The sequence below is a fragment of the Desulfomicrobium norvegicum genome, assembly GCF_900114595.1.
GTDB classification, from domain to species: domain Bacteria; phylum Desulfobacterota; class Desulfovibrionia; order Desulfovibrionales; family Desulfomicrobiaceae; genus Desulfomicrobium; species Desulfomicrobium macestii.
Genome location: NZ_FOTO01000001.1, coordinates 591,789 through 604,749 on the forward strand (window position 1 = coordinate 591,789; position 12,961 = coordinate 604,749).

The window sequence follows — 12,961 nt, forward strand, 5'->3', positions numbered from 1 at the left end:
CACAAAGAAGAAATCATGATTGTAAGCCAGATGAGCGTAAACTCCAAAGGAGAGTGGGAAGCCTCTTCCGCAAAGGCCCACGACCTGGACGCCGACCTTGCGCTGGTGTTCTGGTCCGACACGGACGAGACCGCCGTCGCCGCCGCCGTGGAGGCCCTCAAAACCCATTGCCCACGGGCGATCCTCATGGGCTGCTCCTCCGGAGGAGTCGTCTCGGGACGGACATTCCTTGAAAACGCCATGGTCGCGACCCTGGTCTCTTTCCAGGAGACCAAGCTTGAATCCACGGCCACCCGCCTGAAGGACCACGCGGACATCCGTGACATGTGCCGCCATCTGGCCGCAAGCCTGTCCCACGCCGGGCTGACCCATGTGTTCGTGCTTTCGGACGGGCTGGTCATCAACGGCTGCGCCCTGGCTTCCGGACTTGCGGAGTTCCTTCCGCCGGGCGTCGGAATCACCGGCGGCCTGGCCGCCGACGGCGAACGTTTCGAGCGCACCGCCATCATGCACGGATCGGTGATTTTCTCCGGCGGTGTCGCCTGCGTGGGCTTCTACGGCGAACGGCTCGACATCGGCGAGGGTTCGCGCGGCGGCTGGCTGCCGTTTGGCCCTGAGAGGCTGATCACCGAGTCCCACGGCAATGTCCTGCTGGAACTCGATGGAGAATCGGCCCTGAAACTCTACGAACGCTATCTGGGCAAACACGCGAAAAACCTTCCCGCCAGCGGACATCTCTTTCCCCTGTATCTATGCGAAGCCGGCGGCTCGAACTGGGTGGTGCGCACCATCCTCGGCCTGGACCGGGAGCGCGGCGCCCTCTTTTTTGGCGCAGAGATGCCGCTTGGCGCAACGGTCCGCCTCATGCGCGGCAACATGGACAACCTCCTGGACGGCGCGCGGAAAGCCGCCGAGCTTGCCCGGAGGGGTGACGGGGACGCACTGGCCATGCTGGTCAGCTGCGTAGGGCGCAAGATGCTGCTCAAACAATTCGTGGAAGAGGAGATTGACGCCGTGGCCCGAGTTCTTGGCCCCCGCACGACCCTGACAGGCTTTTACTCCTATGGCGAAATAGGAAGTGACGAAGCTGGAACGACCTGCTGCCTGCACAATCAGACCATGACGGTTACCGTGCTGCGGGAGCAGGAATGAGCATGCACCGCCTTTTACAGCGCCAACTCAAACGGGCCCGGATCAATCCCTCAGAATTGCCTACAGATCTTGAACCCTTCATGGCCCTCATAGAGGACGCCTACCGTCAATTCGACGAAGAAAAGGAAGTTCTGGAAAGGGCCCTGGAAATCAGCTCCGCCGAACTGGTGCACCGCAACGAAGTCATGCGCGCCGTGTTCATGGCCCTGCCGGACGTATTCCTGTGGATCACCCGCGACGGCCTGATCAAGGATTGTCGCGGCGGCCTGCATGCCCTCTTCGGGGTCGAGCCGCTCAGTCTCCTGAAAAAAAATCTGCGCGAAATTCCGGACATCGCCGATCCGCAGGCCTTCTCCCTGGCCATGCGCATGCTGGCCGAGACCTCGTTCTTCCAGGCCGAATACTCAATTCAGTCCGCGGGCCGAACCCGGCACTACGAGGCCCGCTTCGCCAATCTCGAGGACGACCTGATCCTGGTCCTGATCCGGGACATTTCCGACCGAGCCCAGGCCGAGGAAGCGCTCCTTGGAATGCAGCAGCGCCTGGACCACATCATCGAATTTCTGCCCGACGCCACCGTGGTGGTCGACAACGAACACCGGGTCATTGCCTGGAACCGGGCCATGGAAGGCATGACCGGGGTGCCCAAGGAAGAGATCCTGGGCAAATCGGGCTATGAGTACGGCACTCCCTTTTACGGGCATCCGCGGCCCATTCTCCTGGACTTCATCGGCAAGGATCCAAGCCGGGACTACCCCATGTACCAGCCCACCCAGAGCAACCTCGAAGGGCTGGCCACGGAAATCTTCGTCCCGCTTCTTCACGGCGGGCGCGGGGCCTACGTCTGGGCCAAGGCCTCGGCGCTGTACGACAAGGACGGCAACATCGCCGGAGCCATCCAGACCATCCGGGACATCACCGACAAGAAACGTGTCGAGATCGGCACCCAGGTTCTGTACCTGGTTTCCACCGCCGCCAGCACGCCCCTGGCGGACAAGGAGCTTCTGGCCAAGGTCTTCGACATCCTGGCCGAGCACCTTGAGGTCCAGGTCATGTTCGCCTCCATCCTTGGCGCGGAAGGCGCGAAGCTCACGTTCCCGTTCTTCATTCGACAGGATCTGGCCAGACACGAGACCATGAAGCATCTTTCCATGCTCTCCGCCAACGCCATGAAATCACCATCCCTGCAAATCACGGACACCCCGCCCGAGGGCCTGCGGGACGGGGAAGCGCAATCCACGTTGTGGTTCACCTCGCCCCTGCGCTACGGGGACCGGCTGCTGGGTTCCGTAGTCTTCGCGCTTTCCGAGAACAACCATTTCGTCCGCGACAAGGACACGCACGTACTCGCTTCGGTGGCTGACCATCTGGCCCTGGCCATCTCACGCAACGCCACGGAAAAAGCGCTGCGCCAAAGCGAGAAAAAGCACCGCGCCATTTTCGAAAACGCAACCGAGGGCATCTTCCAGATCTCCCTTGATCACGACCTCCTGAGCGCCAATCCGGCCATGGCCCGCATTTTCGGCTACGACGACATCGGCAGTCTGATGACCGACGCCCAGGGCTTCCTGCAACGCGTCATCTCCTCCGCCGACCGGGTTCAACTGCTGAGCCGGGCCTTGCAGCTCGGCACCGCCCAGAATTTTGAACTCGACGCGTTCATGAAGGGCGGAAAAAAAACCTGGATCTCGATCAACATGCGCACCGTGAAGCGCTCCGACGGGTCCATCAGCCACCTCGAAGGCTCCATGCGCGACGTGTCCAAGCGCAAGAAGGCCGAACGCAGACTGGCCATCCAGAAAGGCCTCTTTCAACAGCTCTTCGACAATTCCCCGCAAGGCATCCTGCTGCTGGGCAAGGACGGAGCGCCCATGGACATCAACCCGAGCTTCACCAGCCTCTTCGGATACACCAGAAGCGACCTCCACTCCCTCTTCGAAATGCTCCTGAACCCGGACAGCCTCGACGAAAGCTTTGCCTTCATCTCCACGGTGCTGAGCGGAACCTCGGTGAGCACGGAGACGCAACGCAGAACCAAGGACGGACGGATCATTCCCGTCTCCATGCTCGGCTATCCCTATGTGCTGGAAGGCACGATCTCCGGGGCGTTCTTCATTTTCAGCGACATTTCCGAACGCAAGAATTACGAAGCGCAGCTGACCAGACAGGCCCTGCGCGACAATCTGACAGGACTGCCCAACAGGGTGCTCTTCATGGACAGGCTGAACCGGGCCATGACCAGGCAGCAGCGCAACTCCGAGTATCGTTTTGCCGTGCTCATGATCGATCTGGACAGCTTCAAGCGGGTCAACGACACCCTCGGCCATCAGGCCGGAGATCACCTGCTGCAGGAAGTGGCCGCGCGCCTGACCCAGTGCCTGCGCACCATGGACACGGTGGCCCGCATGGGAGGAGACGAGTTCGCCGTGCTGCTCGAAGACTTTCAGAGCAATCAGGAAGCCATCGGCATCACCCGGCGGCTTCTGGAGACCATCCGTCGGCCTCTCAAAATCCAGGATCGGGACGTGCTGGTCAGCGCCTCCGTCGGGGTGGTGCTGCAGACCGTGCGCTACACCTCTCCCAACGACCTGCTGCGGGATGCCGACATCAGCATGTACCGCTCCAAGGAGCTGGGCAAAAACCAGTTCAAGGTCTTCAGCAAGAGCATGTACGAACAGGTCGTGCAGACCGTGCAGCTCGAAAACGACCTGCGCCAGGCCCTGGTCGAAGATGAATTCGAACTCTTCTTTCAGCCCATCTACGCCTTGCGCGGGCAAACGCTCCGTGGTTTCGAAGCGCTCATCCGCTGGAACCACCCGCTACGCGGTCATCTCGCCCCGGGAGAATTCATCCCCGTGGCCGAGGAAACCGGACTGATCACCGAAATCGGCAAATGGGTCATGCGCCGCGGCTGCCTGATCCTGGCCGGATGGCAAGCTCAATTTCCCGGTCTTGACATCAGCATGTCCCTGAACCTTTCGCCCAAGGACCTTCTGCAGGCGTCACTCATCCCCGTCCTGACGGAACTGCTGCACGAAACCGGACTCAAGGCGCGGCACATCAAGCTCGAAATCACCGAAACGGCGGTCATGGACAATCCCGAGCAGGCCACGTCCAGACTGGAGCGATTGCAGAAGATGGGCTTTCAGATCGCCATGGACGATTTCGGCACGGGATATTCGTCCCTGTCCTACCTGCAACGCCTGCCCATCGACATCCTGAAGATCGACCGCTCCTTTGTTCAGACCATGCTCGAAAACCCCAACAACCTTGAGATCATCAAGGCCATCATCGGGCTGGGAAAAATCCTGGATCTGCGCATCGTGGCCGAGGGCGTGGAAACGCAGCAGCAGCTTGAATCCCTGCAGGAACTCGGCTGCGACCTGGCACAAGGCTATCATCTGGGCAGACCCATGTCCAAGGAGCAGACCGAAACGCTGATGGCCGCATGCGGCGCGAATCCCCCGGCATGACCCGCCCTGCCCACCTGTCCCCCTTCCGCACCTACCGCGCCTCCCGGCGTGACGACCTCATCTCCTTCCAGCTCGTCATCGAGGAAACGGATCTGTGGGTCGCGGCGCGGGAAGACCTCGGCGGAGCCATGGCCGACCATGTTCGGCTCCTGCGCGGACAGATCAAGGCCTACGCGGCCGTGCACCCCGAATTTCTGACCTCTCTTGAACCCCTTGAAACCGGCCCGAGCGCTCCGGAAATCATCCGCCGCATGTGCCATGCCGCGACCCTGACCGGAGTCGGCCCCATGGCGGCCGTGGCCGGAACCCTGAGCCAGATGCTGGCCGAACGCTTCCGGGAACGCTCGCCTGATCTGTTGATCGAAAACGGCGGAGACACCTACCTTTGCTCCACCCAGGACCGGCACATCGGCATCCTGAACATGCCGGACCAGGCCGTGCGCCTGTGCGTCCCGGTGGCGGCCAGGGAGTTTCCCTGCTCCTTTTGCGCGTCTTCGGCCACGATCGGACATTCGCTGAGCTTCGGTAAGGCCGACCTTGTCGTGGTCCGCTCAAAAGACGCGGCCCTGGCCGACGCGGCGGCCACGGCTCTGGCCAACGCCCTGACCGGAGCCTCGGCCATGGACGCGGTTCTGGCTAAGGCCCAAGGCTGGGAGTCCCTTGGCCTCGACGGCGTCTTCACGCAATGCGAAGGCAAGATCGGCGTGTGGGGCAAGATGCAACTGGCCGTGATTTGAGAGACTAAAAATCACTTCCCATCTGGACAATGCCAGCCGCCAGGCTTATAAAGGAATCAAGGATTGTTCGTGTTAACCTAAGCGGAGGTAAGACCATTGGGCCATACATCTTGGACGAAAGGTTGCTGAGGGTAGCGTCGAAAAAAAGGCCTGAAGAGGCGGGGGACTTTAACCCATCAGCCCGGGCAAACCAGACGGAGAGACCGTCACCAAACGCTACGAAGAAAAGTTTTTAAGGGTTCAAGAATCTTAAAACCAACAGTACGACGAAACGATCTAGTCAGAAATGCCTTGAAATGACTCGCCCCGCTTCACCATGAAGCGGGGCGTTTTTTCTTGAAACGCCCGAATCTTCCCGAAAGACCTCAAACACGCTCTTTGCCTTTGTCCGGTCCTTTGCTAGACAAAGAATCATGTCCACTGCAAACGGCCCCGCGCCGGACAACGCGACCCCGCACGCCAATGACCAGCCCGCCAGACCGGCTCCCTCCCGTTTCCTGCGCGGGTTGCTGTTTTTCCTCACGCTGTCCTGCCTTGTCCTTGCCGTTCTCTGGATCGCCCTGCCCCGCATCGCCCAGGAACTTTTCGTGCCCGCGCTGGCCAGAACCCTGCATGCTCCCGAGCTGAGCATGGACATTCGCGGGGCAGGCTTTTCGGGCCTTGATCTGGGCGAAATATCCCTGTCCAGCGATGCGGGCCTCGCCGCCGAGGCCGTGCTCATCGACTGGAGTCTGTCCGGGCTCTTGCGTGGCCGAATCGACAGGATCAGGATCCTGGGCCTGTCGATCCGGGTGCAAAAAAATGTCGATGACTGGGACATTCCCGGTCTGCCCCGGCTTCAGAAATCATCCAGCGCGGAATCCGGGACCATGTTCCTGCCCTGGGTGGACGAAATGTCCGTTGAAGGCCGCATCAGCCTTGAAGGACCGGGCCTTGGGCACTCGTTTCCTTTCAGCGTGAACGGCGGCCTTGATGAAGATGCAGGCATCGTCCTGAATGCCGAGACCGCGCTGGCCGGGCAAAGCGTGAACCTGGCGCTGAAGGGGAACCTGCGGCAAAACGATTTCCGGCTGACCTGCGTCCTGCCCCCGGCCTCCATCGCGGCCCTGGCCGGGATGGTCCCGGGCCTCGACGCCCTGCCTCTCGCCGGAACCGTGCGGGCCGAGGCCCACGCATCCCTGCCCCCGAACCAAAAGCCCGTTCTTGAAGCCCGGCTTGGCCTTGACTCCCTGCGAACCATGCTTGGCGACACGCCCCTGGCCCAGGACGGCAACGCCACTCTCGACCTTGCCTGGCAGGAAGAACCGCGCCTTTCCATTTCGGCCCTGAGCCTTGACGCCCCCCTGCCGCTGACCCTGAGCGTCGCCGACATCCGGGCGAACCTTGAAGAGATGTCCTTTGGCTGTTCCTGGGACCTGACCGCGCAGGCCCTGCCGGGCTTCGCTTTTTCGTCTCCTCCGCGTCTGGCCGGAAGCTTCGAGCTCAAAGCCTCGAAGCAGGGCTGGAACATGCGCGCCACGGCGGCCCTCGACGCTCTTGAAGCCCGCCCGACCCAGACGCCGGAACTGGTCCTTGCCCTGGACACGACTACCCTGACCCTCGACGCCGCCAAGGGCTCCTCCGGCACGCGCGTTGACGGGTCCCTGGCCTTGGGCAGATTGCGCGTGACCCGGGAAACCCTGGGCGCGACCCTCTCGGACCTGAACATGACCGTTAACGCCACCGCCGCTCCAGATGTGAGCGGAACGATACGCCTCACCGGAGCGCGCCTGGAGGCAAAACAGCCCGGCATGGCCCTGACCACGACCCGCCTTGACGGACAATGCGCCTTTGCCCTGGCCGAGCAGCTTACCTTGAGCGGCGTCATAAACGCTGCAGCACGCGCCGGCAGCGGGGACACCGTGGCGCTCATGAACCTGCGCCTGCCTCTGGCCTGGCCCGAACCGACGACGGCGTCCGGCAGCGTGGACCTCGATCTGAAATGGAAAGGGAAAGGACTGGCAAAAATTTCATCAAGGATCGCGCAAGATTTGCACGGCGCGAGCCTCGACGGGAATCTCTCGGTGCTGCCGGTGGCGGTTCGGGCGCCCCTGAAGGGACGCATCGACGCAAAAAACATTTCCGGCTCCTGGATCGAGATGAAGGCCGCCCAGACCATCACCATGCCCGGCAAGCTGACGAGTCTCCTCCCGGCGCTGGGCGATCTGTCGGGCAGCGCCCGCCTGGATGCCACCGCGCGCCTGGACATGAGCAGTGGAGCGCCCATGCTCCCCGCCGATCTGAAGCTCACCGGACTGTCCCTGGCGCACACGACAAGTGAACTCACGTTAAGCGGCGGGGCCGTCGAACTGGCCTTTTCCAACCTGCTGAACATGCGCTCCGACCCGGACGGGCGCATGAACTTCGAGCGCCTGCAACTGGGCACCATCATCCTTGAGCAGGGCGACATCCATTTTCAGGTCGAAGCCCTGCACAGCATCCTGGTCGAAGGCTGCCGCTTTGAGTGGGCCGGCGGCCGCATCGGCAGCCAGGCGTTCCGGATCAACCCGAACGTTGAGGATTACACCGTCGAACTCTACTGCGACCGGGTCGAGATGGCGCAGGCCCTGGAGCAGTTCGGCATGACCCAGGCCCAGGGCGGGGGCACCGCCAACGGCCGCATCCCGGTGCACTGGGCGGACGGGAACCTGACCTTCGACAACGGCTTCCTGTATTCCACTCCGGGCGAAAAAGGAGTACTGCGCGTCAAGGGCACGGAGATCCTGACGGCCGGCATTCCCCCGGGGACGCCCCAATACGGTCAGCTGGACCTGGCGGCGGAGGCCCTGAAGGACTTCACCTACGACTGGGCCAGAATCCGCATCAACACCCAGGAAAGGGAGCTTGTCGTCTCCCTGGAGCTTGACGGCAAACCCGAAAAACCCCTGCCGTTCAGCTACAACCGCGACATCGGCGGCTTCGCACGGGTCGAGGCCTCTTCACCGGGGTCCGTATTCCAGGGCATCCGCCTGGACGTAAATTTCCGCCTGCCCCTGGATCAACTTTTGCAATACCGACAGCTCCTGGAACTGATGAAAAACGGAGGTTAACGTGCGAATTCCCTTGATGGCCCTGGCCGCGATGCTGCTTCTGCAAAGCGCCTGCAGCACCCGCCACGAGGTGCAGATGGCGCCGGTGGAGGTCAAACCCATCCACATCACCATCGATGTCAACGTGCGGGTCCAAAAGGACCTGGAAGACTTTTTCAGCGACATCGACAAGGCCGACCAAAATCTGAACCCAAGCAACTGAACTGGAGTCCCATATGCGCAAAATGAAGCACCTCATACCGATTCTTCTGGCCCTTTTATGCGTCATGTTCTGCGTACAGGCAGGATTCGCCCAAGGCATCAAGGACAGGATGCTCGCCCGCCTGCCTGTCATCAACGAACTCAAAGCCCAGGGCCTCGTTGGTGAAAACAACCAGGGATTTCTGGAATTCCGCTCCGGAAACAAGCCCAGCGCCGACGTTATCAACGCCGAAAACGCCGATCGCCGGGAAGTGTACAAGGCCATCGCCGCCCGTCAGAACGCTTCCCCCGCCCTGGTAGGGCAGACCCGAGCCGCGCAGATCGCCGAGAAGGAAGCCCCGGGAACATGGATCCAGAGCCCCGATGGGGCGTGGAAAAAGAAATGAGCCGGAGATAAGAGTGCTCTGAAAATGAACCGGTGTGGACTGACGCGGAAGGAAACGGACTGACGCGGACAGGCATGGACCGACACAGACGAACACGGACAAACACAGGGTAATACAGGCGCGGCCATTATTCCTTGTCCGTGCCTGTCCGTGTTCGTCCGTGTCGGTCCGTGTTCTTCTGCGCCCCCCCTTTAAAATCCACCCACGCCTACCCCCGACCCTCCACCCCCGCCTTGACGGAGCCGCCCCCGGCCCGCTACAGCCTCCATCCAGCCCGAAAGACATCACCCGCTTGCCGCACAAGGAATCCCCATGAACTCCAGAACCATACGCGCCAATCTCTTCCTTTTGCTGACCGCCCTGATCTGGGGCGCGGCCTTCGTGGCGCAGCGCATGGGCATGGACCACATGGGCCCCCTGACCTTCAACGGCATCCGCTTCGCGCTGGGCGCCCTGGCTCTCCTGCCCCTCATCGCGAATATGGACAGAAGACGCACCACCGTCGCCCCGCCGCTGTCCACCCTGATCCGCGGCGGCCTGCTCATGGGCGGAGCCCTCTTTCTGGGCGCGTGGCTACAGCAGTTCGGGCTGTGCTACACCACGGCGGGCAAGGCCGGGTTCATCACCGGACTGTACGTGGTCTTCGTGCCGCTGATCGGCATCTTCCTCGGACACCGCTACGGCATCGGGACCTGGGCCGGAGCGGGGCTGGCCATCGCCGGCATGTACATGCTGAGCGTCACCGAGAGCATGACCATGGACAAGGGGGACGCGCTGGTCCTCATGTCGGCGTTTTTCTGGGGCGTGCATGTGCTCCTCATCGGCAAGCTGACCGGCGGGCTTGCGGCCGTGGACGCCATAAAGCTGGCAGCCGTCCAGTTCGCCTTCTGCAGCCTGATCAGCCTGGCCGGAGCCGCGGCCTTTGAAGAAATCACCCTGGCCGGTCTCTGGGCCGGCATCGTCCCCATCCTCTACGGCGGACTCATGAGCGTCGGTGTGGCCTACACCCTGCAGGTCGTGGCCCAGCGCGACGCCCGCCCGGCCCCGGCGGCCATCATCCTGAGCCTGGAGGCGGTCTTTGCCGCCGTGGCAGGCTGGATGCTGCTGGGCGAAATTCTCACCACTCAGGCCCTCATCGGCTGCGCGCTGATGCTCGGCGGCATGATCTGGTCCCAGGCCAGACCATGACGGCAGCGGAAGCAAAAAAACGCCTGTCGAACCGCCAAGGCATCCCACCAGGATCAAATCCCGCCCAAAGACTTCCATAAAACATCACGCCGGCAGCATCCCGTTTTCGGCGCAGCCCTCTTTCCCGGACGGCTTTGGTTGTATTGGCCGAAAAAAGCTGTCATGTTCTTCTTCAGCACCAATCCTTGATCCCAGATTCAGCGCCTCCGTAATGCACAGTCAGTCACGCGCGGTGCCGCAAGAACAACAGACCAGTTCTGCCTGATCACAGCGACTCTCCGGAGCAAAAATCCATATGACGAACACCCTCCCCGCCGACGAGCTGGATAAACGACTCGCCGCCGCCCAGGCCGCCCTTGAAGACAGCGAGGCCAGATACAAAAACCGCTTCGAACATTCTCCGGTCGGAGTGTATCGAAGCTCCCTTTCGGGCAGGTTCCTGGAACTCAATCCCGCCATGGCGGAAATGATGGGATATGACACAGCGCAGGAAGCTCTTGCCGATCTGACGGACCTCTCCCGTCAGCTCTACGTCGAATCCTCTCGCCGCCGGGAATTCATAGATCTGCTGCAAGCTGACGGCGTGGTCAGACATTTCGAATTTCAGGCCAGAAAGAAAAACGGCGAAGTCATCTGGATTCACGAAAACGCAAGCCTCGGCAGTCACGATTGCCCTGAAGAATGGGTTATCGACGGTTTTGCCCAGGACGTCACTGCTCGAAAATCGGCCGAGGAGACCTTGCGGAAAAACGAGACCCTGCTGCGCTCCATAACCGCCAATGTTCCCGGCGCGCTCTACCAGTTCACCCGCAGGGGGCCCCTGGCATACGAAATTCCCTTTGTGAGCCAGGGTGCGGGTCGGCTACTCGAATGGCCGGACGAATCCCTGCGCGACACCTCCGTTCTTTTTCAGAACGTCTTCCCGGAAGACCAGAGCAGGCTCTTTGCCTCCATCGAGCAATCGGCCCTGTCCATGAGCCCCTGGAAGGAAGATTTTCGCATCTTCACCCGCACCGGGGCGACCAAATGGATCCGGGGAGCATCAAACCCCCAGGCCATGCCGGACGGGAGCATCACCTGGTTCGGCTTCATGCTCGACATCACCGAACAAAAGCGGATCGAGGAAGCCCTGCGCGAAAGCCAGGAGCACCTGCAGGCCATTTTCAGAGTTGCCCCCACGGGCATCGGCGTGGTCAGGAACCGGGTTCTGATCCGCGTCAACCAGCGCGTCTGCGAAATGACCGGACACACAGAAAAGGAACTGCTGGGCCAAAGCGCACGCATGCTTTATCCCGCGCAGGAGGATTTCGACTTTGTCGGCCGGGAAAAATACAGGCAGATCAAGGCAAAAGGAACCGGCGAGGTCGAGACGCGCTGGCTCAGAAAGGACGGGACCATCATTGACGTGCTCATGGCCTCTACTCCCCTTGACCCGGAAAACCTTTCCCTGGGCGTGACCTTCACCGCCACGGACATCACCGAACGCAACTCGATCCAGGCCAAGCTGCGCACCGCCAATCGGGAACTGCTCGAAGCCACGGCGCGGGCCACGGAACTGGCAACCCAAAGTCAAGCCGCCAACCGGGCCAAGAGTGAATTCCTGGCCAACATGAGTCACGAAATCCGCACCCCCCTGAACGGAGTGCTGGGCACGCTGCAACTCATGGAAACGACCAGTCTGGACGAGGAGCAGCGCAGCTTCGTGTCCATGGCCATCAACTCCTCCACCCGGCTGACCCGCCTGCTTTCAGACATCCTGGACATCTCGCGCATCGAGTCCGGAAAACTGGTACTTTACGAGACCGAGTTCGAAATTGGCGCGCTCAAGGATTCCGTACTCGAACTCTTTGCCCCCATCGCCAGACAAAAAAAACTGGACCTGAACTTCCAGCTTGCCGAAAACGTGCCGCCACGGTTTGTCGGAGACGAGATGCGCCTGCGCCAGATTCTCTTCAACCTGGTCGGCAACGCCATCAAATTCACCGAGCACGGCCGAATCGCCGTCGAGATCTCCGCCCTGCCCAGCAACGCGCAAAAAGAATGTCGCCTGCTGCTCTGCGTCTTTGACACGGGAACAGGCATCCCGGATGACCGTCTCAAGGACATCTTCGAACCCTTTGTACAGGTTGACGGTTCCTTCGTCCGTCAGCACCAGGGCGCGGGGCTTGGCCTGTCCATCGTAAGGCGCCTGACCCTGCTGCTGGGAGGCAATCTGGCAGTGGACACCGGCCCCGGCGAGGGAACCGCCATATGCCTGTCCCTGCCCCTGTCGATCCCGAAACCTGCCGAGCCCCAGATCCAGGCTCCTTCGGCAGCCAACTCCCCACGCCGGATTCTTCTGGCCGAGGACGACGAGGTCAATCTGCTGACCAGCCTCAAAATGTTGCAAAAACTCGGGCACACGGTGACTGCGGTCATGAACGGACAGGAAGCCCTGGACGCCCTGGCCCGGCAGGACTTCGACCTGATCTTCATGGACATCCAGATGCCTGTCCTGGACGGCGTCGAGGCGACCAGAATCATCCGCAAGTCAAGGGAGCTTGGCGCCAAGGCCGCAATCCCCATCGTCGCCATGACCGCCTATGCCATGGCCGGAGACAGGGAGACCTTTCTTCAGGCCGGCATGACCGACTATCTGGCCAAGCCGGTAAGCAGGGAAGCCCTGATTCAGGTCATCGAAAAGACAATGTCCGCCGGTTCCTGACAATCCGAATGAAAACAGAACCGGCATTGCT

General features: G+C 61.5%; 8 protein-coding genes. All 8 read left to right on the forward strand.

Annotated elements, in window-relative coordinates; genetic code table 11:
- Positions 1-15 precede the first annotated feature (15 nt).
- The 8 genes from BMZ24_RS02705 to BMZ24_RS02740 all read left to right on the forward strand — a co-directional run bounded on the left by BMZ24_RS02705 (position 16) and on the right by BMZ24_RS02740 (position 12,930).
- Entirely contained in the window at positions 16-1,152 is a 1,137-nt protein-coding gene (locus tag BMZ24_RS02705) for an FIST signal transduction protein (RefSeq protein ID WP_092189008.1), read from the forward strand.
- On the forward strand, positions 1,149-4,625 hold the full coding sequence (locus BMZ24_RS02710; RefSeq protein WP_092189009.1) for an EAL domain-containing protein: 3,477 nt from the start codon (positions 1,149-1,151) through the stop codon (positions 4,623-4,625). Before BMZ24_RS02705 ends, BMZ24_RS02710 begins: the two co-directional genes overlap by 4 nt.
- Positions 4,601-5,362 carry a UPF0280 family protein gene (locus tag BMZ24_RS02715; protein ID WP_244150269.1) on the forward strand — a complete coding sequence of 254 codons (762 nt, stop codon included), beginning with the start codon at positions 4,601-4,603 and terminating at the stop codon, positions 5,360-5,362. The genes BMZ24_RS02710 and BMZ24_RS02715 overlap by 25 nt, the downstream gene beginning before the upstream one ends.
- Positions 5,363-5,775: 413 nt before the next feature.
- A complete protein-coding gene (locus BMZ24_RS02720) occupies positions 5,776-8,451 on the forward strand; it encodes an intermembrane phospholipid transport YdbH family protein (protein ID WP_092189011.1) in 2,676 nt (891 codons plus the stop codon).
- Between the two features lies 1 nt (position 8,452).
- Positions 8,453-8,653 carry a YnbE family lipoprotein gene (locus BMZ24_RS02725; RefSeq protein ID WP_092189013.1) on the forward strand — a complete coding sequence of 67 codons (201 nt, stop codon included), beginning with the start codon at positions 8,453-8,455 and terminating at the stop codon, positions 8,651-8,653.
- Positions 8,654-8,666: 13 nt separating this feature from the next.
- Positions 8,667-9,038, forward strand: a complete 372-nt coding sequence (locus BMZ24_RS02730) for a YdbL family probable chaperone protein (protein WP_092189014.1) — start codon at positions 8,667-8,669, stop codon at positions 9,036-9,038.
- 312 nt (positions 9,039-9,350) lie between these two features.
- Entirely contained in the window at positions 9,351-10,226 is an 876-nt protein-coding gene (locus BMZ24_RS02735) for a DMT family transporter (RefSeq protein ID WP_092189016.1), read from the forward strand.
- A gap of 295 nt (positions 10,227-10,521) precedes the next feature.
- Positions 10,522-12,930: a PAS domain S-box protein gene (locus BMZ24_RS02740; RefSeq protein ID WP_092189018.1), complete on the forward strand. Its 2,409-nt coding sequence runs from the start codon at positions 10,522-10,524 to the stop codon at positions 12,928-12,930.
- Positions 12,931-12,961: the final 31 nt, after the last annotated feature.

Excerpts from the sequence above, each read along its gene's own strand:
- BMZ24_RS02705 (WP_092189008.1), top strand. The coding sequence starts at position 16 with ATGATTGTAAGCCAGATGAGCGTAAACTCCAAAGGAGAGTGGGAAGCC.
- BMZ24_RS02710 (WP_092189009.1), top strand. The coding sequence starts at position 1,149 with ATGAGCATGCACCGCCTTTTACAGCGCCAACTCAAACGGGCCCGGATC.
- BMZ24_RS02715 (WP_244150269.1), top strand. The coding sequence starts at position 4,601 with ATGCGGCGCGAATCCCCCGGCATGACCCGCCCTGCCCACCTGTCCCCC.
- BMZ24_RS02720 (WP_092189011.1), top strand. The coding sequence starts at position 5,776 with ATGTCCACTGCAAACGGCCCCGCGCCGGACAACGCGACCCCGCACGCC.
- BMZ24_RS02730 (WP_092189014.1), top strand. The coding sequence starts at position 8,667 with ATGCGCAAAATGAAGCACCTCATACCGATTCTTCTGGCCCTTTTATGC.
- BMZ24_RS02735 (WP_092189016.1), top strand. The coding sequence starts at position 9,351 with ATGAACTCCAGAACCATACGCGCCAATCTCTTCCTTTTGCTGACCGCC.
- BMZ24_RS02740 (WP_092189018.1), top strand. The coding sequence starts at position 10,522 with ATGACGAACACCCTCCCCGCCGACGAGCTGGATAAACGACTCGCCGCC.